Origin of the sequence: Coleofasciculus sp. FACHB-542 (genome assembly GCF_014695825.1) — a bacterium.
GTDB lineage: Bacteria > Cyanobacteriota > Cyanobacteriia > Cyanobacteriales > FACHB-T130 > FACHB-T130.
The window spans coordinates 200,512-226,616 of record NZ_JACJPB010000041.1 but is presented as its reverse complement, the minus strand read 5'-3'; the positions used below and the strand labels follow the sequence as shown (position 1 = coordinate 226,616).

The 26,105-nt window shown below is 46.0% G+C and carries 19 protein-coding genes; 10 read left to right on the top strand and 9 right to left on the bottom strand.

From position 1 onward, the window contains the following. Positions 1-79: 79 nt before the first annotated feature. Both rpmF and H6F52_RS15535 read right to left on the bottom strand, forming a co-directional pair. On the bottom strand, positions 80-253 hold the full coding sequence (rpmF, locus tag H6F52_RS15540; RefSeq protein ID WP_190410231.1) for a 50S ribosomal protein L32: 174 nt from the start codon (positions 251-253) through the stop codon (positions 80-82). A gap of 165 nt (positions 254-418) precedes the next feature. Then, positions 419-1,351, bottom strand: coding sequence for a hypothetical protein (locus H6F52_RS15535; protein WP_206754037.1), 933 nt, complete (start codon positions 1,349-1,351; stop codon positions 419-421). 170 nt (positions 1,352-1,521) lie between these two features. Here H6F52_RS15535 and H6F52_RS15530 point away from each other — a divergent pair, with 170 nt between their 5' ends. Next, positions 1,522-2,070, top strand: coding sequence for a DUF2808 domain-containing protein (locus H6F52_RS15530; RefSeq protein WP_190535947.1), 549 nt, complete (start codon positions 1,522-1,524; stop codon positions 2,068-2,070). Between the two features lie 166 nt (positions 2,071-2,236). Next, positions 2,237-3,820: a DUF1565 domain-containing protein gene (locus tag H6F52_RS15525; RefSeq protein ID WP_190535945.1), complete on the top strand. Its 1,584-nt coding sequence runs from the start codon at positions 2,237-2,239 to the stop codon at positions 3,818-3,820. An 82-nt stretch (positions 3,821-3,902) separates the two neighbouring features. On the opposite strand, the gene H6F52_RS15520 is transcribed toward H6F52_RS15525, so the two are convergent. Beyond that, a complete protein-coding gene (locus tag H6F52_RS15520) occupies positions 3,903-5,534 on the bottom strand; it encodes a chemotaxis protein CheB (RefSeq protein ID WP_190535943.1) in 1,632 nt (543 codons plus the stop codon). A 681-nt stretch (positions 5,535-6,215) separates the two neighbouring features. Between H6F52_RS15520 and H6F52_RS15515 the strand changes: the two genes are divergently transcribed. Together H6F52_RS15515 and H6F52_RS15510 are read left to right on the top strand one after the other, a co-directional pair. After that, positions 6,216-7,397 (top strand): GNAT family N-acetyltransferase, encoded by a 1,182-nt coding sequence (locus H6F52_RS15515; protein WP_190535941.1) that lies wholly within the window; start codon positions 6,216-6,218, stop codon positions 7,395-7,397. A 110-nt stretch (positions 7,398-7,507) separates the two neighbouring features. Next, positions 7,508-7,891 (top strand): DUF4346 domain-containing protein, encoded by a 384-nt coding sequence (locus H6F52_RS15510; RefSeq protein ID WP_190410237.1) that lies wholly within the window; start codon positions 7,508-7,510, stop codon positions 7,889-7,891. Here the strand turns inward: H6F52_RS15510 and H6F52_RS15505 are convergent. Further along, positions 7,888-8,613 carry a TPM domain-containing protein gene (locus tag H6F52_RS15505; RefSeq protein WP_190440189.1) on the bottom strand — a complete coding sequence of 242 codons (726 nt, stop codon included), beginning with the start codon at positions 8,611-8,613 and terminating at the stop codon, positions 7,888-7,890. The genes H6F52_RS15510 and H6F52_RS15505 overlap by 4 nt on opposite strands. Positions 8,614-8,789: 176 nt before the next feature. On the opposite strand from H6F52_RS15505, the gene H6F52_RS15500 reads away from it, so the two are divergent. Both H6F52_RS15500 and H6F52_RS15495 read left to right on the top strand, forming a co-directional pair. Then, on the top strand, positions 8,790-9,029 hold the full coding sequence (locus tag H6F52_RS15500) for a hypothetical protein (RefSeq protein WP_190410239.1): 240 nt from the start codon (positions 8,790-8,792) through the stop codon (positions 9,027-9,029). 399 nt (positions 9,030-9,428) lie between these two features. Next, positions 9,429-10,418, top strand: a complete 990-nt coding sequence (locus tag H6F52_RS15495) for a pentapeptide repeat-containing protein (protein ID WP_190524250.1) — start codon at positions 9,429-9,431, stop codon at positions 10,416-10,418. Positions 10,419-10,709: 291 nt separating this feature from the next. On the opposite strand, the gene H6F52_RS15490 is transcribed toward H6F52_RS15495, so the two are convergent. Continuing rightward, the gene (locus H6F52_RS15490; RefSeq protein WP_190535939.1) at positions 10,710-11,039 is read right to left on the bottom strand and encodes a DUF3140 domain-containing protein; all 330 of its coding nucleotides are present in this window, start codon (positions 11,037-11,039) and stop codon (positions 10,710-10,712) included. A gap of 9 nt (positions 11,040-11,048) precedes the next feature. Next, positions 11,049-11,261 carry a DUF2945 domain-containing protein gene (locus tag H6F52_RS15485; RefSeq protein ID WP_190410242.1) on the bottom strand — a complete coding sequence of 71 codons (213 nt, stop codon included), beginning with the start codon at positions 11,259-11,261 and terminating at the stop codon, positions 11,049-11,051. 778 nt (positions 11,262-12,039) lie between these two features. On the opposite strand from H6F52_RS15485, the gene H6F52_RS15480 reads away from it, so the two are divergent. From H6F52_RS15480 to H6F52_RS15465, 4 genes are all read left to right on the top strand, one after another. Next, the gene (locus tag H6F52_RS15480; RefSeq protein ID WP_190535936.1) at positions 12,040-13,497 is read left to right on the top strand and encodes a heme peroxidase family protein; all 1,458 of its coding nucleotides are present in this window, start codon (positions 12,040-12,042) and stop codon (positions 13,495-13,497) included. A 364-nt stretch (positions 13,498-13,861) separates the two neighbouring features. Further along, the gene (locus H6F52_RS15475; protein ID WP_190535934.1) at positions 13,862-15,319 is read left to right on the top strand and encodes a CHASE3 domain-containing protein; all 1,458 of its coding nucleotides are present in this window, start codon (positions 13,862-13,864) and stop codon (positions 15,317-15,319) included. Next, positions 15,312-15,758, top strand: coding sequence for a response regulator (locus tag H6F52_RS15470; protein ID WP_190410245.1), 447 nt, complete (start codon positions 15,312-15,314; stop codon positions 15,756-15,758). Before H6F52_RS15475 ends, H6F52_RS15470 begins: the two co-directional genes overlap by 8 nt. 8 nt (positions 15,759-15,766) lie before the next feature. Beyond that, the gene (locus H6F52_RS15465) at positions 15,767-17,314 is read left to right on the top strand and encodes an ATP-binding protein (RefSeq protein ID WP_190535932.1); all 1,548 of its coding nucleotides are present in this window, start codon (positions 15,767-15,769) and stop codon (positions 17,312-17,314) included. A gap of 107 nt (positions 17,315-17,421) precedes the next feature. Here the strand turns inward: H6F52_RS15465 and H6F52_RS15460 are convergent, their stop codons facing one another. The 3 genes from H6F52_RS15460 to H6F52_RS15450 form a co-directional block, all read right to left on the bottom strand. Then, positions 17,422-18,720: a response regulator gene (locus tag H6F52_RS15460; RefSeq protein WP_190535930.1), complete on the bottom strand. Its 1,299-nt coding sequence runs from the start codon at positions 18,718-18,720 to the stop codon at positions 17,422-17,424. A 167-nt stretch (positions 18,721-18,887) separates the two neighbouring features. Then, on the bottom strand, positions 18,888-20,702 hold the full coding sequence (locus H6F52_RS15455; RefSeq protein WP_190535928.1) for an EAL domain-containing protein: 1,815 nt from the start codon (positions 20,700-20,702) through the stop codon (positions 18,888-18,890). Positions 20,703-20,974: 272 nt separating this feature from the next. Next, positions 20,975-25,684 carry an MHYT domain-containing protein gene (locus tag H6F52_RS15450; protein ID WP_190535926.1) on the bottom strand — a complete coding sequence of 1,570 codons (4,710 nt, stop codon included), beginning with the start codon at positions 25,682-25,684 and terminating at the stop codon, positions 20,975-20,977. Positions 25,685-26,105 lie beyond the last annotated feature (421 nt).

Genomic DNA, 26,105 nt, shown 5'->3' with positions numbered 1-26,105 from the left:
CACTTATATCCAAAAAAATAGCGCCCAAAGGCGCTCGGAAATTCTAGGAGGCTGAGACGAAAAGCAACCTCTAGGATAATTATTCTTCTTCGGCTTCTTCTTCCTGGGTTGGATACACAAACTTAGAACGCCCAGTCAGAATCGATTTGCCCAAAGACAGAGCTTTCTGAGCTTGAATTGTCGCCTTGTGCTTCCAGGTGGCTTTGCGCTTATCGCGCTTGGATTTTGATGTTTTCTTCTTAGGAACCGCCATGATCGTAACTCCAGCAATCGTTTACAGCCTTCCTATTCTAAGAGATCCCTTGACCAGTTCAATCTAGTCGGGCGAATTTCTCGACTGTCTCACGCTTGTTCGTTCCCGATGAGGCACTGAGCAGAGAGGTGTGCGCGGTGGTTCACACGCTGATTTGGGCGGTTTTTATCGCCCCTGTCCGGTGGTTCCCGTTCCAGTGGTTGGCGTAGTGGGATTGGGAATGTTCTCTGTTGGATTGGGAATGTTTTCTGTTGGATTGGGAATCGTTTCCGTGGGATTTACATTACCGCCAGGAAATGCTGGTGAAGAGGGAATCGTTGGCGAGGTGGGAGCAATTGGTGCATTTGGTGCAGTTGGGGCTGCGGTTCCGGGTGCCTGGTTCTGAGGAGTACCGGGGGCTGCGGGAGCGGCTGTTCCCGGTGTCTGGTTCTGAGGAGTCCCTGTAGGCGCTCCGGGCGCGACATCCCTAATGTTACCGGGCACTGCGGTTGGTGGGGGAGGTGTAGCAGGTGCCCCCTGTGCTGGTGCTGGGGGGGGTTCGGCAGTAGCGGGGACGGGCTGATCGGAAGGCGTCACGTCATCCACAAAACCGAGTAAAGACTTGGTATTGGGGAAGTAGGTTGCCCAGCGCGGGGTATCGGGGCGGCTTCTCCAGGCTCCGCGAGTTACTTTTAAAGAAAGAATCGGCGCGATCGCTCCCTGATTTTGCCCCAGAATCATTACGGCAACATCAGTCACTAAGATGTCGCGATCAAAGCTGCGCTGCGCCGCCGCCCTAGCCACTACCTCGGCTCTGCGGACAAAACCTTCGTAAGTTTCTGCTGGCTGACGAACCAAGGCAACTTCAGAGCGAGCAGTGTAAGCTTGGGCAATCTGCGGTATAAAAGCAGCCGTTGCCAGCCAAGTTGCTCCCCCATAACCGAGCAATGTCACTAAACTAATGGGTGCAATTCGCTTAGCTGCAAAAGACTTCATCAAATTAGCAGTCCTCTGACTCCACCCTCTCCCTTGAAACTCGATTGCTGATAAAACCTTCAAACCATCAGAACCCGATTCGTGCATAGTTGCCACCCGGTTTTTGCCCCGCCCTAGAATCACCGATTTTCGCCTTCCTACTTTAAAGATAATGCCCAACAAAAATGTAGTTCATCTACATCATGGCTGAGAATTACCTCCCACTGTAGAGGGATTTTGCCATAGATCACGACAAAATTAAATTCAAAATAGTTCCGAGTAAATGAATCTTTTCTTGTCTTTGGTACTTGGCTATGCGTTCTTTTTTAGTTTTCAGCTCAACCCTAGCGGTAATAGCTAGCATTTGGGGAGTCTTGAGTCCTTCATCTAGGGCGATTCAGCTAGCAGATGGAACTGTTTCCTTTGAAAAACCGCCTCGCTTAATAGATGCTACGACTACCTTTGACCGGATTAATGTCTGGGGAGCTACCTATTATTTCACCGTCAGTGTGCCAGAAAATGCTGGTGAACCACTTGGGCAAGTGACGATTACCCAAAACGAGGGATTAGAGATAATTCGATTTAAACTTAACGACAGCGAAGCATTTGTAGGGAAGCCTGGAAACAAAGGCGAGAAGTTAGGGCTGGGAAAAGTCATAAGAGATAGCCAGACAAACACCATTTCAGTCATGTTTGATCCTCCCGTACCTCCAGGTAAAACCGTTACGATTGGTCTCGATCCGGTACGTAACCCCTTCAGTAGCGGCGTATATCTGTTCCGAATCAAAGCTTTTCCAGCCGGAGAGAAAGCTTACGGTTTAGATTTGGGAGTAGGACGCCTGCACTTCTATTCGCCCTTTTAAAAGCTTGTCTTTCTCTTAACCATCATTGCCGAATTTTCCGGATAGGCTCTTATAGGGGATGTAGCCGTCTGAATTACTTGCATAAAACAAGTAAAATTGCAAGCGATCGCTACTCTGGTTGCAGATTTTTGTTACCACACCCCAATTACTCTGTTTCAATATCACTATGGCTCAAACTTTTTTTATCAATCCAGCGACCGGAAATGATAGCGCTGCTGGCAGCCAGTCAGCGCCGTTTAAAACGATTACCAAAGCTCTCCAACAAGCGCAATCCGATACGACCATTCAACTGGCAGTGGGGAACTACAATGCAGCCAGCGGTGAAGTCTTTCCCCTCAAGGTGCCGGCTGGGGTCAAGGTTGTGGGGAATGAAGCCAATAAAGGCAGTGGCATCTTGATTGAAGGAAGTGGAACCTACAGTAGCCCCAACTCTTCTGGCGGTCAAAATGTGACGGTCACTTTAGCGAATAATGCTCAACTCCGGGGCGTAACTGCAACCAATCTGGCTACACGCGGAACTGCCGTCTGGCTTGAATCGAATGCCTCCACGGTTGCCAATTGCACCTTTACTAATAGCAAGCGCGAGGGAGTCTTTGTGACGGGTGATGGCAACCCGGTCATCACCAATAATGTATTTACTAAAAATCTGGGCAATGGCATCTCGCTAGCAGGAAATGCCAAAGGCGAAATTCGAGGCAATACTTGCCAAAATACGGGTTATGGCATGAGCATTGCGGATAGTGCCTCTCCATTGGTGGTAGATAACCAAATTTCAGGCAACCGATCTGGGATTGTCATCTCTGGAAATGCGCGTCCCAAGCTGCGGAATAATCTGAGCGAACGAAACTCTGACGATGGTGTGACGATAATTGGCAATGCTTTACCGGATCTGGGCAGTGCCACCGACGCAGGCAAAAATATCCTGCGGTATAACACTAAATTTGATTTACAAAATAGCAGCTCAAACCAGCTAATTGTGGCGGGAAATCAAATAAATCCCGACAAAGTCAAGGGAAGCGTAAACTTGCTCGATAATCAGCTTCCTCCGACTGACACGGCAGGTGGCGGTGGTACTGGCGGCGGTACTGGTGGCGGTGGTACTGGCGGTGGTACTGGTGGCGGTGGTACTGGCGGCGGTACTGGTGGCGGTGGTACTGGCGGCGGTACAGCCGTTGAGCTAACCGATATTAAAGGTCATTGGGCTGAGACTTTTATTCAGGAATTAGTGAAGCAAGAGATTATCAGCGGTTTTCCTGACAAAACCTTCAGACCCGATGCCAGTCTGACGCGAGCGCAATATGCTGCCTTATTGACCAAAGCCTTTACCCCACCTGCCAAACGAGAAGCGATCGCTTTCAAAGATGTGGCAAACAGTTTCTGGGGTTACGCTGCGATTCAACAAGCCTATCGCGGTGAATTTCTCTCTGGGTTCCCCGATAAAACCTTCAAACCGAACGACAATGTCCAGCGCGTCCAAGTGATTGTCTCCTTGGTGAATGGACTAAAGTTAACCGGGGGCGCTCTCACCGCGTTAAACTTCTTCGATGACCGCACGGGCATTCCTGACTATGCCAAGGACGAGGTTGCAACAGCCGCCCAAAAGCAGCTGGTTGTCAATCATCCAACGCTCAAAAAACTTAACCCCACCCGCGATGCAACGCGGGCGGAAGTAGCGGCAATCGTTTATCAAGCCTTGGTGAATGCTAACCGAGTCTCAGCTATCAACTCACCCTATATCGTGACGGCTTGATCGAGGCTGAAACTGCTTCACCTTGATTAAATGTTTCGACCGCCTTTAGGGGCGAACAGTTGTTCGCCTCTACTTCTCAAATCTACACTGGAGAAACCACGAGATTTACGAGGGTAGACCCGATCTCGTGGAGGGGGAGAACGAAATCTACACTTCCCGTCTCAATGGCGGCGCGAGGCATCTCAAAAAATTCCGATGTACTTTCATCTTGGGCGATCGCTAATCCACCCATCTTATGAATTGCCTGCACCCCGGTTGCACCATCGCTGCCAATTCCAGAGAGAATAACCGCGATCGCCCGTTCTTTAAAACTCGCCGCCAGTGACTGCAATAGCAAGTCAGCAGAGGGGCGTGCAAAGTCCACGAGTACCGCCCCAGACAGGCAAAAAGTCCCCTCCGGGGTGACGAGTAGATGCTGATTTGGAGGAGCCACGTAGACCATCCCCGGTTTTAATGGCTCTCCTTCTTGTGCCTGCTTGAGTGGCAAGGTCGTAGGGCGATTTAAAGCGTCGGTTATCAAACTGGAGGCAGACTGAATGTCGGGTTTTTGCACCACAATAATCGCTGCCGGAAAGTCCGGGGGGAAGGCAGGCAGGATGTGGCTTAAGGCTCTCAGCCCCCCCTCAGATGCCGCCAGCACCACTACTTTGAAAGGGGAGTGCGGATTTCCATTTCCGTCTGCACTCTCGCCTGATTCCTCACTCTCGGCTAGCCGTACTGTCGCAGGCAATTGACCTTGGAAAAGCCCCTGCCGGATGAAATCAGAGCGTTGTTCCGCTTCTTTAGCTTTTGCTTCATAACGCTGTGCTGACAAGGTTTTGTTGCGATCGCGCGAATACTTCGCCATCTTATACATCAGCTCTGCACGCTCTTCTAGAGAACGGATTGCGGCCCACAGCGCCTCCTCCTGAGCCTGGGACTGCCCCGCTACCAGAGTCTCTGCTGAATAAGCGTGCCCCACGCGACAGCGGTACTGGAGCAATCCTCTCTCATTCAGTTGGAACAAACTCCCGCCACAATCTGGACAAGTAAAGCTTGAGTGGGTTCCAGGCTTTCCCCGTTCCCGTAAAGCGGCTCCATCCACTTCCACAATATCGGTATCCGTATCAAATTCGCTTTCGCTAGACACAGTGCTGGCTCCTTCCTCTGCCACAGTTTCATGGGCTAGACGCACTAAAGCAGGGGCGATTGACGACAGCGGCAGGATAAAATCAACATCTGCGTGTTCGATGGCGCTCTTCGGCATCCCTGAGAAAAAAGCGTCCGTTGGGTCTTGAACGACTGCCACGCCCCCTTGCCGCTTTAAATCGATCAGTCCCGCCGTGCCATCGTCGAGGGTACCCGACAATACCACCCCGACTACCCGGCGTTTATACGCCCTCCCTGCGGTGCGAAACAGGGGATCGACTGCCGGACGAGCGTTGTTCTCTTTTGGCCCCTGCACCAAGCGGATATATCCGCGCTTCACCAGCAGGTGATAATCTGGCGGTGCTACATAGATTCGCCCATACTCAATCTTCTCATTGTTTTTAGCATGGTCTGCGTGCAAGGAACCATTCAAAAGCTGCGGCAGAATACTCTTACCCCACGCTGGAAAGTGAACGACGACGAAAATCGCAGCCGGAAGATCCGACGGCAAATCAGCGACCAATTGAGTCAAGGCTTCTACCCCCCCGGCGGAAGCTCCAATAACGATAATGTCGTGACCAGGCATTTGCCTCTCCTGATGGAACACTGCGGAAAAATCCATCCGATTGATGGAATGGGGTGAAAACTCTGCTCAATTAGTGATGATTGTACCTACGGCGGTTTTAGCTGAATTTCTACAAGGAAAATGTGCTTGGCGAGAAGCTCTATCCTTCTCTCGCCAAGCATCTTCTTGAGAGAACCACTATTTTCTGCCTTTCCTGTAAAGCTTGCAAGGCAGTGGAATTTTTAAAGCTTTGGCTTACTTATAACTAATGTAACTACTCGTGTTGCACCCATCTTCTAGCTGGGGAATGAGTTCACTATGAAGTTTATAAGTGAGCTTGAACACAAAAAGCCTTAATGGTTTACAGCGCTAGAAGCTTAGTTAATAGGTCTATTTTCTATGGAATTGCATCTTGATAGCAGCTAGCAGGCATTGCTAATTTTTAAAATAATCGGACTTACACAGAGATACCCCTTGCATCCCCCGATAAATTAGGGGACTTTAACTCGATTTTCATCAATTTATCAAGAAGTTACGGGGATTTAGGTTTTAAGCTTTCAGTGAGTCAGTCCTGAATAATATAGAAGTTTTTGCTCTAGCGATCGCTTTCTCTTTGATGAGATGGGGAAAGTTCCATTACCCTAGAAGAGGCTTTCTCATCCAGTCTGAGTCGCAACCAACGCTCTACCCCCAATTTCTTAAATGGTGGAACAACTTAAACCCCGCTATTCTGTTGCTTGGATTAGTAAAATCGCTGAAGTGCCCCAAGCCGAGTGGGACGCGATCGCTCTGCCGTTGAAAACGCCTTTCCTAGAATGGGATTGGCTCAACAATATGGAAACTTCTGGTAGCGTCGGCGCTAAAACGGGTTGGCTACCCACTCACCTAACGATATGGCGGGACAGGCAGCTAATTGGGGCTGCACCGCTTTATCTGAAAGGACATAGTTATGGTGAATTTGTATTTGACCATCAGTGGGCAGATTTAGCCCAACGCTTAGGGGTGCAATACTATCCAAAATTACTGGGAATGTCTCCGATGACCCCAGCGGAAGGCTATCGCTTCTTAATTGCGCCTGGTGAAGATGAGGATGAACTAACCGAGCTAATGGTGGAGGCGATTGACCATTTTTGCCAAAAAAATCGGATTAGTGGCTGTCATTTCCTCTATGTAGACCCCGAATGGCGACCGATTCTGGAACGACACGGTTTTACCCCGTGGCTGCACCATAGTTTCATTTGGCAAAACACGGGCTTTAATACTTTTGATGATTACCTGGGCGCGTTTAACGCGAATCAGCGCCGCAACATCAAACGGGAACGCAAGGCGGTAGAAAAAGCCGGTTTGCAAATCAGAACCCTCACGGGTGATGAGATTCCGAAGCCACTATTTTCGTTAATGTATGACTTCTACGCCGATACCTGTGACAAGTTTGGTTGGTGGGGAAGTAAGTATTTAACTCGGCGATTTTTTGAACAGCTGCATCCCCGCTATAGCCATCGAGTGTTATTTGTAGCAGCCTACGACGAGCAGAATGACCTGCACCCCATTGGAATGTCTTTTTGCCTCACCAAGGGCGATCAAATGTATGGGCGCTATTGGGGTAGCTACCAGGACATTGACTGTCTGCATTTTAATGCCTGCTACTATACGCCAATTGAGTGGGCGATCGCGCATGGCATCCAAAGCTTCGACCCCGGTGCTGGTGGACGTCATAAAAAACGTCGCGGTTTCCCAGCTACTTCCAACTACAGTATGCATCGATTCTATAATCCGCGTTTGGGTCAAGTTCTGCGGACTCACATCCATCAAATCAACGAAATGGAGCAACTGGAAATTGATGCAATTAACCAGGAGTTACCTTTTGCCCAGCGCGATGAATAAAACAACCTTAAGAGGCACGAAAGCTCTGGAGAAATAGAGGAACGAACTAAACTTGAGATAGGCTGTAAGCCTGTTTACAGTGTCGATTGTTTAGAAATCTCTTGATTTTTATGCCTCAAACTGCTCAAGATTTAGCTGCCATTGATGACCAGCTTTCCAAACGTTATATTCACCTCGATCCGGCTGGATATTTCATCATTTACCTGGATCGGGAAGCGGGGCTAATTTGCGCTAAACATTTCACGAATATCATTAACGAACGCGGTTTAGCAGTCGATCCCGAAACTGGCAAACCCATCCCGGTGCGAGGCAAGGTAGAACGTACCCACACCGCTGTCTATAGTGGCAGAACAGCTAAAGAGCTTTGCATAAAAATTTTTGAGCAAACTCAGTCCGCCCCACTCACCATGCTGGATCATGCCGCTTATTTGGGGCGCGAATTTGTCAGGGCTGAGTTTGCTCTAATTAACGGGCAGGAGTACGTTCAAGACTAGCCGGAGAAGCCTTGATAGAAAAAGTAAGTCACCATTGGAATGACAGTGGCAGCGAGCAGTAAGCCAACCACCCAGATAGTCGCGTTGCCAGTGTCGGTTTCTTCTGCCTTTTTAAAGGTTCTTTCGACGTTAACCGTATCTTTGACTTCCGGCGGACCTGGGTCTGGCTCACCTGTTAGTACGGCAATTAAGCGATCGCCTGCATCCGAAAAAGCTTGATTGTATTTGTCGCCTTCCCGTAGTGGCACCAGCACGGTTTCTTCGGCAATGCTCTTGGCGATATCATTGCTCAAGATAGACTTTACCTTTTCACCTGTGCGAATCGCAGTGTTGTTCGTAACGCTATCAATCACCAGTAAAATTTGATTCGCTTGCGCTTCTGGCGTGGGAAACCATTTTTCAAACAACTGATTGGTAAAACTTTCCACTGTTTCGCCATAATCGAGGTGGCGGATGGTCACAAATCGGACTTGATTGCCTGTGTCGTTGGCTAATTTATCCAACTCGGTGTTAATTTGACCTTCAGTAAGGCGACTGAGAATTTCAGCTTTATCGAGAATCCAGTTGCGATCGCCTGCTGCTAAATTGGGAATTTGATAAACGCCTGTAGCATTTACTGGCGCTGCGATTAGCTGAGTAGCTAGAACCATCAGGGCAATGGCTACTATCAGGCGCGTCTGGAATTTTATTCGGCGAAAGACTTGAGTGAGGAATTGTCTCATTGGATGAAATGACAAAAATGACTTTTTTCAAAAAATACTACACAAACTCCCCGAAAACTCACTTTCGGTGAAGCGAACGTGTTAGTTTTTAAAAATAGCCTTTTTTCGGTTATATCGAAAGTGAGCGCGATAGGTTAGCAAAATAATCAATAAAATCGCTCTGGGTGGTATCAGCTATGAGTTCACCAGAAATTTACAGGGGTTGGCTAATTGAAGCACGACCAGTATTCTGCGTTCAGGTTTGGAGTGCTGGTGGAGAATGCCTGATTCCCGTCCATAATGCCAAAACCGAGGCAGAAGCACTGGAGTTGGCGAAGCGTTGGATCGACCTGCAAACAGCACCAGAAAATCCTCAGCCCAACTCGTTCGATCCATTTTCCAATGAGATTGACTACGACGATGATATTCCGTTTTGAGCGATCGCATCCTTTGAGTAATCTCATCGCACTGACGCAAGCTTGGAAATCAATTTCGACCAGAAGCTAAAGTAAGCTTTAGCTTACTGGTAGGCGGTTGAACCCGTTTCAACGGATGTTAGCTTTTAGCCCATTTAGTTCAGGGCTGTAGTCCGCGACTTGCTCTTGGCAATAGAAAGAGAGCGATCGCATCTAGAGTGGCAAAACTCGGTTCGCTTCAGTAAAGAGAATTGAGCTACTAACAAAGCGATCGCATTGTCTTAATTTTTATGTAAAAAAATTCATAAAATTTAAACTACTTAAATCAAAAAATGACCCAAAAGTTAATGCATTTTTGGCGATATATTTGGGAACTCTAAAAATAGACAAGTTATCTGTAAGTGAATCTGGAGAAATCCTATGGATGCACAAGAACTGAAACAGCGCTATGAAGAAGGACAAAGAGATTTTAGCGGCGAAAATCTTATAGGGATAAACCTGGAAAGAGCCAATCTATCCGGGTCAGACTTTTCAGGAGCCTATCTATCAGCGGCAAACCTTAGTCGCGCAGTCCTAATCGGAGCAAACTTCAGTGGAGCCTGCCTGCATCGAGCCGATCTGAGTTTTGCCAAAGTCAACGAAGCACGATTCATCGAGACAGACTTGACAAAAGCCAACTTAAGAGGAGCTGTCCTCGTTAAGTCGGTGCTGGTCGGAGCAAAACTAAGTGGTGCAATCCTAACATCAGTAAATCTGCGTTTGTCAAACTTGCGCGGAGTTAACCTGTGCGGTTCGGACCTGCGGGGGATAAACTTGCGGTCGGCTAACTTGGTGGATGCTAACCTAAGTTGGGCAAATCTGAGTGGAGCCAGATTGAGCGGCGCATTGCTGCGAGGAACGATACTCAACGGCGTACACCTGAGAGGAGCTTACTTAAATGGCGTCGATCTCAATGGCATAGACTTGGATGGCGTCAACCTCAGCGAGACCAAACTGAATGGAGCTAATCTGAGTGGTGCCAACCTAGCAGCCACAAATCTGTCTGAAGCCCAGATGCGTGTAACGATTCTATCTAGAGCAAATTTGCACGCATCCAATCTAAATCACTCCTCACTTGCCAAAGCAGACTTATGTGAAGCGAACTTAAGTAAGGCAGACTTGAGTCAAGCCAATTTGAGTGAAGCTGACATGACGGGAGCAAACCTAAATATGGCAAGCTTGCGTGAAGCCAACCTAAGTGAAGCAAGTTTGCGGGGAGCCTATTTGTGGGGAGCTAACTTGAATGTGGCAGAAATGCGTGGAGCCGACTTGACTGGTGCTAGCCTACGGGGAGCCTACCTGGAAGACTCTGATTGGCAACAAGCAATCTTAACGGGTGCAATCCTTCCGGATGGCACAGTCCACGAATAAGTTATCTGGCGGGCATCCTGGGCGATACTTCTACCATTTGTATCTGTGGCTACAACATGAACTAAAGGGTAATTGGTAATTGTTTTCTCGTTACAGCTCATGAGCATTTATTTGTAGCAAGCATTTATAGAAAAAATGGTTTTAACACTCGAAGCGATACGCGCTAAGCGTATCGCTCCAATTCTATGTTGGTGCTGTTAGTTGTAGGTTCTCGTTTCCAAGCGTAAGAAACGAGAAATTTTATTTTGGGAAATTGGAGAGAGTTTTTGCAATTTCTTGGTAAAACTACAGTCACTTGAGCGGATCGTGACCCCAATTCATCAGTGAGTAGCGCCAGCGCGTGTGTTCTATATCGCCTGACGGCTGCTGTGCGCTGTGGCGGTGGACGTAACTAATCACTTTCTTAATGTGCGATATGTCATCTTCGCTGTACTCATCCTTCTTCTTGTGCAACAGCTCGATGATACGCTTACCAGATTTGTGACCTGTTGATTCTTCCTCTCCATCCTTCTGCCCAACAGCTTTAGAATCTTCAGTTTTAAGCCAGGACTCAAGTTCCTGCGGAGTCATGTTAACAACGCTGTGAAACTCGTCGATGGCTGATTTCACATCATTATTCATAATTCAGCATTACTCCTCTTTCTTGAGGGATTCAGGCTTGTGAGCAGCTTCTTTCCCAGTTTTTTCGCTTTCAACTAGATACTCAGGATTATCTTTGGATGCGGCGACGTGGTGTCCTTTGATATCTGTGGGTGAAGTCAGTTTTTTCTTCACAGTGCCGCTGGTTTCACCTTGTGAAGTCTTCCATGTAACCTTGTCACCTTTCTTCAATTGATCGCTCAAAGTTTGACTCCTGCTTAATATTTCTTTATCTACTAACTGTCACATTATGGTGGCTGATTTCCAGGGAGTAATCAGTCTGGTTGCAGATTAGCCGCCCGAAGTTTGCTACCACAAATATGCCTTTTGTAAGTGGTTGATTGCTAGGAAACTGATTACTTAATTGCAGAGTAAATTGCGCGATCGCAAGTGCGCCTAGAGGCAAGTACAGCTCAATACATTAGTTCGTACTGAAATTTACCTGGTAGCGATCGCGCCCAATCGCTTGATTTTGCTAGCACAATATTAAAAATTTTTCAAGTCGCCCAATCGACTGACACCCAACTGAGTTACCAAAAATAAGCGACTGGCAAGAAACTTTCAGCAAAGGTTATATCTGTAAAGCAAAGGGATTTGGCTGGCAACCTGAAAATTAGTATCGGCTGCGAGCAGTACCATCTTCTTTTACGATTGCCGATTTAAATTGCAGAAATTAATTACTATCTAATCTTTCACAATCTGCAATTTTAAATCGTCTAACTAGATACCAGTTTCATAAATCCCCATTTTTTTTAAATTACTGATAAGTAGGGTAAATTTCAAATTGATTTTGAGGAATCCGAATTCTTCAACCTCTTCCTAAATCGATAATCAGAGCGAGATTTTTCAAAAAAATTAGCCGGTTAGAAACACTGAAAATTCAATTTTGTGGAATCTGGACGCAAGAAAAACGGAAATTTCGATCGAGGTAGAGGTCAAAACCAGCGCCACATAAAACGGTAATCAACAAGGAGGAAACATAATGACTAGACACGGACAACTCTATCTAAGAGACCAAGTTCCACCCCGCTCCACTGCTTACGATCAAGGAAAGTTTGGTCGGCTATTCCCGTCCTTGCCTCCCTTTGCTAGTGACTCCAAATCAGTGCGCCAGAGGCTGATGGAGCTTGGGAAACCAGGCGGTTTGATGGATGCAAAAGACGATTTAAACGCAACAGACCCCGTACCTGGAAGTCCTAGCAACACCGATAACCCCAATATGACCGCAGGGTTCACTTTTTTGGGGCAGTTTCTAGATCATGATATGACCTTCGATTCCACCTCTAGCCTTGAGCGACAAAATGACCCGGAATCTATTGAAAATTTCCGAACGCCTTTCTTAGAGCTAGATAACGTTTATGGTTCGGGTCGTGCAGCCAGTCCTCACTTGTATGACAAAACAACGGGAGGCATCAAGTTCCTGATTGAGAAATTGGGTGGGGAAGGGTCGAAGGACGATCTCCCTCGAAATAGCCAAAATATGGCGCTCATCGGCGACCCAAGGAATGATGAGAACACGATTATTTCTCAGATGCAATTGGCATTTCTGAAATTCCACAATCATGTTGTGGATTACGTTATCGATAGTGGAATCAAAGATCCGAATGATGCATTCACCGAGGCACAGAAGCTAGTTCGCTGGCACTACCAGTGGATTATCGTGCATGAGTTCCTGCCCACAACCGTAGGACAGGATTTGGTGGATGACATTCTGAAAAAAGGTCGGCGGTTCTACAACTGGCGCAACCAGCCATTTATCCCAGTTGAGTTCTCGGTCGCTGCCTATCGCTTCGGTCACAGCCAAGTCAGACCGGGATACATCGCCAATCATGGCACTCAGGATATGCCAGAGTTTAGGGCACCAATTTTCAATTTCAGTTTAGACCCTAATCTTTGTGACCCAGATGACCTGCGCGGTGGGAAACGCGCACCCCGACGATTTGTTGACTGGGATACCTTCTTTGATTTCAAAAACGGAAAAGTCAAGCCCAACAAAAAGATCGATCCTAAACTCTCAAGTGCATTATTCACGCTGCCTTTTCCAGCACCCGGTTTGCCAGGACAAGAAGAGCCAATCCGGTCGCTGGCGCAGCGCAATCTGCTGCGTCACCTCACCTTCAGCTTGCCGTCTGGTCAGGATGTAGCCAGAGCGATGGAAATCGAGCCTCTGAGTCCATCCGATCTGCGCGACCTCAAAGATTTGGGATTCGACAAGCGAACACCCTTGTGGTTCTATATTTTGAAGGAAGCGGAGCTGAGAGCGCAAGGCAAGACACTGGGGCCTGTCGGCGGACGCATTGTTGCGGAGGTGTTCATCGGTCTGCTACAAGGCGATCGCAAATCCTATCTTCGGCAAGACCCCAAGTGGAAGCCAGTTTTAGGGCAAAAGCACGACTTCAAGATGGTTGACTTGTTAAAGTTTGCGGGACTTGCTCCATAAGGAACGACTGAGTGCGGAACGGCTAATTTTTGGGTACGCGATCGCGCTTGTGCGTGCTGCCAATCTCTCACAAGCTACGCACGCAAGCAAAATCTATTCTCCACTAGGAGATAAGCGGTTGGATGAAAATCTGCCCGCTTTTTTCTGTAGCAAGGTTTAGCGATTCGGGTCCGGCTTGTTCCCTAAGTGGGTGTTGTTCAAATGAATCTATGGACTGCTAGATTTTTTTTAGTTATTTATAGTATTTCTAGGTCATCTTCATCTGCTCAAAGAGATTGAGCCTTCGTTGGGACGGAAACTCAGTCGCTCCCTATTCCCAGCGTTGCCAATTGCACTAGTCAATCGCTCGAAAGAAAAAACAGGCATGAAAGAACCATCAGAAAAAATGGTTAGCGGTGGATTTACTCTGGCGCTGCTTTTGTTGTTTGGCGTCGGTGTCACCTTCTCCTGGAGCGTCCAAAGGCTGCTGAGTAACTCTAGATGGGTAGATCACACTTATCAAGTCCGGGAAGAGATCGAGCATACCCTTTCGGGAATCAACAGTGCCGAAAAAGCAAGGCGAGGCTACATCATCACGGGAAAAGACACTTACCTGATCAATTACCGGCAGGGCATTCAAGAAAGTAACCGGGGCTTCAAAACGCTTCGGACATTAACGGCTGATAATCCTCTCCAACAGCAGCGACTCGATCTCCTCGAACCTCTGATTGCCGAAAAACTGAAGGGGCTGCAAGAATCCATTGAGCTGCGACAGCGGAATTTAGGAGAAGACAGGAACGCTCAAATTGCCTTTACAGATAGAAACTCAGCGATATACGAGAAAATTAAAGAGCTACTGGCTGCAATGCAAAAAGAAGAGCAAATGTTATTGCAGCGTCGCGCAGCGGCAACAAATAGAAGCGTTCGTTATACCATTCTGGTTGTTTGTATTGGCGGTTTGTTGAGTTTCAGCCTACTGATTGCGATTTACTTTCTGTTGCGAAAGCAAATTCGCGATCGCATCCTAGCAACCGAAAAACTTGCTCAGACAAACGCTGCTTTAGAAACTGAGATTGCGGAACGGTTAGAAGCAGAGCGCAAATTAGAGCAACTCACAACCAACTTGCAGCGCTCCAATCGAGAACTAGAGCAGTTTGCTTATGTAGCTTCCCATGATTTGCAAGAGCCATTACGGGCAGTGTCAGGTTATACCCAACTGTTAGTGCAGGAGTATCAAAACAGTCTGGATGAGTCTGCACAGGAATATATGGCTTATGTAATAGACGGTGCAACGCGGATGCAGCAGTTGATTCAAGACTTGCTTGCCTATTCCCGCGTCAGCACTCGCACTCAAGCATTTGTCTCCATTGATGGGGAGAAGGTGTTGCTTCAGGCGATAAACAATTTGCAAGTCGCGATCGCAGAAAGTAACGCCACCATCACCCACGACCCTCTGCCCCAAGTAAACGGTGACAAAACCCAATGGCTCCAGTTATTTCAAAATTTAATCGCCAACGCCATTAAGTTCCGCCGTGAGGAACCGCCCCAAGTTCACATTACAGCGGAGTTAAAAGATCGGGAATGGCTTTTTTCGGTACGTGATAATGGAATTGGTATCAAGCCACAGTATCTCGATCGCATTTTTGAGATATTCAAGCGTCTTCATACCCGTCGAGAGTTTCCTGGTACTGGCATTGGTCTGGCTATGTGCAAAAAAATTGTCGAGCGTCACGGTGGAAGCATCTGGGCCGAATCGCAACCAGGACTAGGAACGACATTTTACTTTACCATTCCCCTCACGCCTGACCCTTCACTCTTAGAAGCCACGAACTCGCATGAATAGCCGCTATACCTTCCGATCCGTGGAAATTTTGCTGATTGAAGACTCTCCCAGCGATGCGAATTTAACCATCCGAGAATTTAAAAAAGCTAAGATTGCTAACAACCTGCACTGGGTTGAATATGGCGAGGCGGGAATGGAATTTCTGCGACAGGAAGGTGAATATGCCAATGCTCCACGTCCAGACCTGATTTTACTCGATCTCAATTTACCAGGGATGGATGGGCGAGAAGTCCTCATGGAAGTCAAATCAGACCCCGATCTTAAACGTATCCCAGTTGTCGTTCTCACCACCTCAGCCGATGAAGAGGATGTACTTAAGTCTTATAACCTCAGTGCCAACTGCTACGTAACGAAGCCGGTTGATATGCAGCAATTTATTCGGATTGTGCAATTGATCAATGATTTCTGGCTGGCAGCAGTAAGACTCCCACTAGAGTAACCCCAGTTATGTACAAAACGCCGATTCAAGTCCTCCTAGTGGAAGATAGCCCCAGCGATGCCAACTTGCTACGCCAACTGTTCTCGCGCTCAAATCAGGAGGGATGGCAATTAGTACACGTTGAGCGGCTGGGCGACGCAATTGATGCTTGTAGCGCTGATTCCTGGGATGTTGCTTTATTGGATCTTTCTCTTCCTGACTCGGATGGATTGGACACAGTGGCACAATTCCGGATAGCTGCACCAGATATCCCCATTGTGGTGCTGACCGGGTTTGATGATGAGGAACTTGCCCTACAAGCGGTGGCAACAGGGGCACAGGATTATCTCGTCAAAAATCAAATTACAATGCAATTGCTAGTGCGGACGATCCGCTACGCCATTGAACGCGGACAAATTCTCAAGCAGCTGCACGAAAGCGAACGACGCTTCCGAGGGATTTTTGAGCAGACATTTCAATTAATGGGGTTGTTGACACCAGAAGGAAAGATCCTGGAAGTTAACCAAACAGTTCTTAACTTCAGCGGTCTTCAATTAGAAGATTATGTTGGTCACTTGATGTGGCAGACAAAATGTTGGAATTATTGCCAGGAAAGCCAGGATTGGTTGAAAAATGCGATCGCCTACGCCGCGAACGGTCATTTTGTCCGTCATGAGATCCAGGTACAGGGCGAACTGAATGTGATGCTGTGGATTGATTTTTCCTTAAAGCCCTTGACGGACGAAACGGGAAAAGTGGTGTTGCTGATTGTGGAAGGCAGAGATATTAGCGATCGCAAACTCGCAATGACAGAAATCCTCAAAGCCCTGGAACAGGAACGAGAACTCAACCAACTCAAATCAAACTTCGTTTCCATCGTTTCCCATGAGTTTCGCACTCCCATGACGACAATTCGGATGTCTGCGGAGTTACTTCGAGCCTACAATCAGAGCTTAACCGAACAGAAGAGAAATGAATACTTCGAGCGGATTGAAGGTGCCATCGGCAATATGCTCCACCTATTAGATGAGGTATTGATCTTGGGTCAAACTCAGGCAGGTGGACTTCAGTTTAAACCCGCACGACTCGATTTAGAAAAATTTTGCTGCGATCTCACAGCAACTTTACAAGCTAGTGCTACCAGACAGCACAACATTATCTTTACCTGTCAAGGGAAACGCCCCCAAGTTGAAATGGATGAAGTCTTGCTGCGGCATATCTTCACTAATTTACTTTCCAACGCGATTAAGTATTCTCCCCAAGGTGGCAATATCTACTTTAATTTAGTTTTCCAAAATGGAGAAGCTACTTTCCGCTTAAAAGATGAAGGAATTGGTATTCCTTTAAAAGATCAACAACGTCTGTTTGAAACCTTCCATCGCTGTAGCAATGTGGGACCAATTCAAGGAACCGGATTAGGTCTTTCCATTGCCAAAATGTGTGTAGATTTACATCGGGGAGAGATTCAAGTAGAAAGTGAAGTCGGTATTGGAACAACATTTATCGTCACGTTGCCATTCAATCACTCACCGGGACGGTTTCCTCCACAGGAACGCCATTTACATCACCAATCTTAGGGAATTTGAAAAAATTTTGCTTGACATTTCGAGCCTCCACCCGAAGATAAATTGGAGACTAAAAAAGTTGCGCGTAGCGTCTCTTCCGCTTTCGGCTTCGTTTAAGCCTATGTGGTCTTAACAAGATGTACTGGAATTTCAATCGTAAACTCTGCACCCTGTCCGGGGAATGAATGACACGTCAGTTGACCTTTATGCTTTTCTACTATAATCTCATAAGTCGTCAATAACCCTAACCCGCTGCCTTGACCTATAGGCTTTGTCGTAAAAAATGGGTCGAATAAGCGCGATCGCATTTCTTCAGCAATGCCAATTCCATTGTCTTTAATTCGGATAATTATCGTTTCCCAAGCACTAAACTCTGTACTAATCCAAATTGTTGGGCTGGAAGATTCAGAAAAGTCTTGCCCAATCCTCAATTCTAGAGCATCAATAGCATTATTTAAAAGATTAAGAAAGGCCTGGTTAAGCTGGTTAGCATAACAATTAACTAAAGGTAAATCTTCATATTTTTTGATCACCTGAATCTCCGGGCGTTTCCCTTCTCCTCTAAGTCGATGCTGCAACAATAATAAAGTGCTATTCAATCCTTCATGGATGTCTACAGCTTTAATATCTGATTCATTAAGGCGGGAGAAAATGCGTAAAGCCAGGAGCATTGTGCAGATTCGCTCTACACCCGTTTGCATTGAGCCTACAAGGTTTTGAATATCTGAATTCAGAAAATCTAGATCGATTTCTTGAATTGCTTTCTGAATGGAAAGAGTAGGCTTTGGGTACTCTTGTTGATAGATACGAACCAGATTTAGCAAGTCTTGAATATATTTGCGTGCTGGATCGAGATTGCCAGAAATAAAGCCAATAGAATTATTGATTTCGTGAGCCATTCCTGCGGCTAATTGACCCAACCCAAGCATTTTTTCTTTTTGAACCAGTTGTGCTTGAGCCTTCTTGAGATCGCCTAAGGCTTGTTGAAGTTGTGAGTTCTGATTTTTCAACTGAGTTTGAAGGCTTTGAATTGTTAGTTGATTTTGAATCCTCGCCAAAACCTCCTCAATTTGAAAAGGCTTAGTAATATAGTCTACGCCCCCAACTTGAAAAGCTTTCACTTTATCTAAAACATCATCCAAAGCACTTAAAAAAATTACAGGTACAGAGGAAGTTTCAGTATCTTCCTTTAACCTTTCGCAAACTTCATAACCATTCATGCCCGACATATTAATATCTAACAAGATTAGATCCGGCTGAAGTGTCTTAACTGCGGTTAAAGCCATTTGACCATTAATCGATTTACGAACGTTATATCCTTTATCTAACAGCAGGGAAGATAAAAAGCGAATATTGTCTGGTGTATCATCAACTATCAGAATATCGGCTTTGAAGGTATTTGCTAATTTGGAATCCATTGGGCTTTGAATTAAAAGGGTATCAAAATTGTCAACCTGCTGATTATCGCTGCATCCCAAATAGTTAATCTTTGGAAAAAAAATAGGTGCTATTTCAATTTTATTAACTATCTTTATTTAATTTAAACTTATATCTAGTAACATAGACTACACGTTTAGCTTAAATATTATTGCTGTGTATCCGATACGATTAAGTTTGTTGCTTTTTTTCCCTCTACGGGTTTGGAAAATAGATATCCCTGTCCAAATTCACAATTTAAGTTTCTTAGCTGAGATAGCTGTTCGCCCGTCTCAATTCCTTCAGCAATTACACTCATATTTAGAGTTTGAGCAATCTTCATAATCGCCGGAATCAGTCCCAAACTATCTGTTTTTTCATCTAAATAACTAATAAAAGAACGGTCGATTTTGAGAGTATCAACAGGAAAATTATATAAATAACTCAGAGAAGAATACCCGGTACCAAAGTCATCAATACATAACTGAATCTTACGTTCTCGAAGTTGCTGAATAATCGCTTTTACAGATTGAGTATTATTCATCAGAACACTTTCTGTGATTTCTAACTTCAAGCTTTGAGGATTCAGTTGGGTTTCCGCGAGGATTTGGTCGATTTGCTCAATTAAATCTGGCTGTGCAAACTGCCGCGCTGAAAGATTGACACTCATAAATAGGGGATGATCGAGCAATTTTTCCTGATACCATTGCTGAAGTTGATGGCAAGCTTCCCGCAAAACCCAATTGCCAAGTTGGTTAATCAAACCTGTTTCTTCTGCTACAGGAATAAACAATCCAGGCGATACCATTCCTCGTTGAGGATGATACCAGCGAACTAATGCTTCAAACCCAACAATCTTGCTGGTATCAAGGGCAATAATTGGCTGATAGTGGACAATGAATTCTTGTCGTTCGATGGCTCTACGCAAGTCATTTTCAAGCTGTAAAACTTGAATCACAGCATCGTGCATCTTTGGGTCAAAAATTTGGTATTGACCTTTTCCTAAGGTTTTGGCACGATACATTGCGATGTCTGCATCTCGCAATATATGTTCTGCTCGCTCGTAATTAGGATTGCTCATAGCAATTCCAACACTAGCGTTGATGAAAATTTCCTGTTTTTTTAGTTGAAACGGAGAAGCAAAAGATTGAAGGATTTGATCGGCGATAAGGAGTACACTGCTGATATTTCCAACGTCTGTCAAGATAATCGCAAATTCATCACCGCCCAACCGAGCCAAAGTATGATGTTGACTGAGTAATTTTTCTAAGCGACGAGCTAAATTAATTAACAGTTCGTTCCCAGCAAGATGACCGAGAGAATCATTGACTACTTTAAAGCGATCGCAATCAAGAAACAACACGGCAAACGCCTCTCCTGAATGTTCCTTGGTGCGTTTGAGAGCTTGTTCTAGACGCTCCATGAATAAAGCTCGATTGGGCAATCCTGTAAGATCGTCATAAAGTGCCATTTTTATGAGTTGTTCTTGAAGGAGCATCCGCTCGTTGATTTCTCGCCTCAGTTCTTGATTTGCTACTTCTAGCTGAAAAGTCCGCTCTTTAACTCGTTCTTCAAGTTGAGCATTTAGTTGTTGGTTTTGGATTTTTGCGGCTCTTAACTCTAGTTGATTCTGAACACGAGCTAAAACTTCTTCAAATTGAAAAGGTTTGGCAACATAATCTGCTCCGCCAACCGAAAAAGCTTTTACTTTATCAAAAGCCTCGCTGAGAGCGCTTAAGAAAATTACAGGAATTGCAACAGTTTTTGGATCGGCTTTCAGTTTTTCACAAACTTCATAACCATCCATGCTAGGCATCATAATATCAAGCAAAATTAGATCGGGGATAACAGTTTGTATCGCTGTCAGTGCCATTTGCCCACTTAATGCCTTGCAAATGGTATAGCCTTGCTTCATTAGCAGACCAGACAGAAAACGCAAGTTTTCAGGGGTGTCATCAACGATGAGAATATCTTCTTTTGCCATAACGAGGGAGAAATTATTTATTTCAATTCTTTCATCATCGATTTTGGAAAATTCGTTAGTTTAGAATATTATTTAAAAGTCATCTTTCTTCTATTTCCTGTTTGCAGTTAATGATAAAAGTTTAAAAACTTTTGAACTAATTGATTGCAGCGTTAAATATTATTTAACTACTTATCTTAGACATTCTGCAATCATCTTCCACAGGTGGGAGAGTAGAGGAAGGCAATGGGAAAAAACCTATTTGCCATCCTGCAACAAAATTTTTCAATATCTTACTCCTGCTGGGAATGTGATAGAAGAGGCGAAAAATTGAGGGAAGTTTGCTGTGAGTTTTTACCAGTAAGCTGTGTTTCAGTTGATTGAATTAATTCCATAATTTGCTCAAACTGAAAATTTTCGACCAAATTGGTCAAAGCATTTATAACAAACGAATTTGCTGGGGGAATTTCCTGAAGGAGCTGAAGGAGCAAGAAATCGCTGCCTTGGGAAGCTGCATAGTGTAGCTGTTGTATCCATTCAGAGGGCATAGTGGAAATCTGAAGGGGGATGTCAGAATCGGAAGTCTCTGGTAAATTTTCCTTCCTGCTTTCGGTGGGTAATGCTTCCTCCTCATAGAGATATTGCACCCCTAGATATTTATTCATTTTAAAGAGTAGTTCCTCTTCTCGAAAAGGTTTACGCACGAAGTCATCGCATCCCGCTGACAAGATAATTTGTCTGTCTTCTTCAAAAACGCTGGCAGTTAGGGCAATAATTATGGTTGCCTCACCTTTTAAGGAAGCTCTAATTTTTTTGGTAGCTTCATAGCCGTTCATCACAGGCATCCGCATATCCATCCAGATTAGATGGGGTTCCCAACTCTCCCAAATTGCCACAGCTTCTTGACCATTTTCAGCTTCTTGCACCTCAAAGCCCAAGTAAGTAAGAAGCTTAACTAGGAGGAGACGATTTGTGGGCTTATCCTCCACAACTAGAACACGATAGATGGGTTGGTCAGGAGCTAAACCAATAACTTTTTTATAGATAGATTGGGATGTTTCAATCTCCATCTGCTCAACCAAACCTGCCTGAATGTCAAAGGTAAATTTGGCTCCCTGACCTGGATGACTACTGACTGCGATCGCTCCTCCCCCCATCAGTTGGACAAACTTTTGACTGATCGGTAAACCCAAACCCGTGCCTTGACAGGACTTCAGCCCAACTGAGGTTTGTCCAAAAGCTTCAAACAACCGATCGAATTCATGTGGCTCAATACCAGGGCCAGTATCTTCCACTTCAAAGAGCAGACGGATAAAAGGTACAGGTGAGGAGTTATCTGCTTGCTCCCCGACATTCCTGCTTTCAGCCTCTCCTTCTTCCCCTGTAACGCGCAGGGTGACGCTCCCTTTGTCAGTAAATTTGATGGCATTACCGAGAAGGTTAATCAAGACCTGACGCAGCTTACTTTCGTCGGTTCTGACGTACTGGGGAACAGCAGCCGTGCATTCAAAGTTAAGCAAGAGTCCCTTGCTTGTGGCTTTGAGTTGTAGCATCTGTTCGAGACTATTGAGCAGACAATACAGGTCAAAGTCATTTTCATGTAGCGTGACTCGCCCTGCCTCGATTTTAGCCATCTCTAAAACATCATTAATCAATGCCAGCAGATGATCGCCACTGCGACTGATGATCTCCAGGTATTTCTGATGTTCGGCAGATAGGGAGGTATCAAGGCTCATCAATTGGGTAAAACCAAGGATGGCATTGAGGGGTGTCCTTAGTTCGTGGCTCATATTGGCAAGAAATTCGCTTTTAGCACTGTTCGCAGCATCGGCGGCTTCCTTGGCGATCATCAATTCAATTGACTGCTGTTGAGTTCGCGCTAGCAATTCTGCCTGTTGGATCGCAACGCCTAACTGTGCCCCAATTTGAACAACCATCTTGATTTCTGCCTCTTGCCATTGGCGAGAACCGGAATTTTGGTAAGTTGCTAGCAAGCCCCACAGTTGATTGCTATGGAAAATCGGAACAATGATATAAGCTCGTGCTTGAAAGCGCTCCAACAGTTCTAGGTAACAAGCGTCAAATCCAGCTTGGTAGATGTCTGGGACACAACGATAACTGGTTCCTTGGCGATAAGTCCCGCCTTGATTTGCTTGCAAATAAGTATCTTGGATTGGCTCCTCTGCACTTCCCAAAGTTTTGCCAGCACAACCCACCTGGTTAACGGCAACCTTGGGCAGCTGAGATTGATGAATTTGTTCGGGAACTAGCAAATTCCAGCCTTCTGCTACCGACTCCGATACAAAATCCCCACTCCAGTCGGGATGGAAACGATAGAGACCAACGCGATCGCAATTAATCGCATGGCGTAATTCTTCGGTTGTAGCGCTAAAAATCTTGTCAATTTCTAAGGTTTGACGCATTCGCTGAATCACAAAAGCGATCGCTTTTTCCCGTTCTGCACTCTCCCGTAATGCGGCTTGTGCTGCTTGACGTGCCTGAGTCACTGCAATGAATTCGTTGACTAATTTAAGCCAATTAATTTCTTCTTGACTCCAGACTTTGGAAGAACTTATGGCATCCAAACCCATAAAACCGACAACCGTACCAGCGTAAAGCGTCGGAACGGCAAGCCGAGACTGGATACACTGAAGTTCCGTCAAGGTTGGTTCGGCGGCTAAGGGTGGGCGTTCGGCAGGAAATTGAACCGTTTTGCCACTCAAAAGTTGGTTGTGAACCCAGTGATGATTTTCAACGGGTAAACCTTGAAACCGCCCGATCGCTGGCTGAATGCCAAAGCCGCACCACTCGTGGGTCATATTCCAGCCGTTTTGGCGATCGGAGTAATCAAACAGGTAAGTGCGATCGCACCCCAAAAACTCGCCAACGGCTTGCAGCGTGAAAGCGATCGCAGTATCTAAGTTTTCGTCAATCAGCATCCCAGAAATCCGGCTCAAGCAACTGTCCATCGCTGCTCGTTTTGTCAGCAATTCCTCCGCTAAGTTCCGCTCCAGCTCGGCTCCCGCTCTGGCAACAAAAATTTTCATAATCATTTCTTTGCCAGGATCGTGAGCCATTGGCTGCACATCCAACACCGCCAAATTGCCAATTGTATTGCCAGCCGAGTCTCTTAACGGAATTCCCCAGTAGCTTTGTGCGCCTAACTTCTCTAACGCTTGGAAGTCAGGAAAAAGTTCTTGTACCTCGGATGGATAAAAACCGCTCGTTCCCTTCAAGACGTTTTCGCAAGGACTACCCGCCAAGTCGTACTCGAAATTTTCGCCAAAGCCCTCACCCGTCCAGAAAGCCAAAGTTCGCACTCTAGTTTCAGTATCATCTGCAAATTGACCGACTACAGCGTAGCGGACTCCCAAAACTTGGGCGAGATAGCGGACACAAGAGCGAAAGAACTCATTGCCAGTTGCAGAAGCTGTTCCCTCAACCATTAAGTGCAGTGCCTCTTCCCTCTGCTTGCGATCGGTAATATCAGTATGGGAACCTGCTATGCGATAGGCTGTGCCGGTTTCATCCCACAATGCCACGCCACGGGTCAGAATCCAGCGCCAGCTGCCATCTTTATGGGATGCCCGAAACTCTACCTCGTAGTTGGGGATTTTCTTAGTTAAATAGGCAAGCATCACCGCTAACACTCGCTCTGAGTCTTCTGGGTGCAGAATTTGGTTGAAAGTATCGATGCTATTCGGAATTTCTAAGTCTTCATAGCCCAACATACTTTTCCAGCGAGGCGACAGATATACATAATTTGCTGGAATATTCCAATCCCAAATCCCGCCATTAACTCCTTCTACCGCTAAAGCAAATCGTTCTTCACTTTGGCGGAGTGCGGCTTCCGCTTGCTTTTGGTTCGTAATATTGCTGAGGGTACAAACAATTCGCTCTACACTCCCGTCCTCTGCTAGCTGCGGGTCGGCATTTACTAGCAGCCAGCGTTGATTATGGCTCTCAGGATGGTCGATTCTCACGACAATATTATGAATCGGTTGGCGCTGGGCAATGCTGGACTGCACGGGTAGCTCTGGCGTTGGGAAGGGTGTACCATCTTCTTGCTGCAACAGCCAATTTGCACCAAATACCTGATGCGATAAATCTTCTGCGTTGAGATTGAGGAGATTAATTGCAGCTTGATTGTAGGTGAGAATTTCGGCATTAGCATTGAGCAGTAATACTCCTACCTGCATTTCTCGGATCAGCATCCGAAAGCGGTTCTCACTTTCCTGTAACGCTTGCTCTCGAACTAACTGCGCTGTTAAACGCCGATCGAATAGAGAGGTTAATAGGGCTAAGCTCAAAATGAACAAGGTAGCAATCCCGATAGCGATCGCCAACCAAGACTGAGTGATGGGGGGAGACGGCTCTAGTGGAAAGACTTTGTGAGGGGTAAAGTGAGTCGCCCACATTCCCGTGTAGTGCATCCCACTGATGGCAATTCCCATCAGGAGAGCGCTGCCGAATTTCTGCCATAGCAAACCTTTTAAGGATTGCTCTTGTAGCCGAAATGCCAGCCAAAGCGCGGCAAAAGAAGCGATGATGGCGATCGCTACCGATAGGCTCACCAATCTCCAGTCATACTCAATCGTCGCCTGAACTTGCATGGCTGCCATACCTGTGTAGTGCATCCATGCAATGGCAATTCCCATACAAACTCCACCGCCGATGACCAGCGGGATTGAAACAGCGCGACTCAGCAGCCACAAAGCAATGCTTGAGGCAAGAATCGCGCACATCAGGGAGAACAGGGTGATCCACACATCGTAATTGACAGACTGTGGCAATTGGAAAGCCAGCATGGCAATGAAATGCATTGACCAAATTCCGGTTCCCATTGCCCCTGCTCCACCCAGAAGCCAGCGCCATCGTCCCCGTTCCACAGCAGACCGCACTCGTCCGGCTAAGTCTAGGGCTGTGTAAGAAGCTATTACCGCGATCGCAAAAGAAAGGATTACTAAACCTAGGTTATAAGTGCCAGCCATTGAGCTATGCATATCTTTTTCAATGTCGCGGATTTCTAAAAATCAATCGATATAAAAAAGTTTTTCAGCGAAAGGAATGCATTTGTGAATGGCTTCCTTAATCTCGCCCCACGAGTTTTCTTGAACTTACAAGTCCCGTTTCGATTCCTACCAATTCCTGCATAACGGCACGCATAGCCGTTCGCATTCGCGCCGCTACCTAACGGTAGAAAAGAGAGGGAAATATAGCCAAAAACCCTCCTAAAAAAGGAGATTTAGGGAAACCTCCGCGTAAGTCCTATCGGCTCGGCCCGCCTAAAGAAAGAACTTCGTCTGTTTTTAGACGAATCAGTAAACATTGCCCGAATCGGACAATTAAATTTTTTTGAGAATTTGCTTTAAAATCCGTAAGTTTGTACTTGATTTTTTTGATTTCATAAGATACTACTTCAAG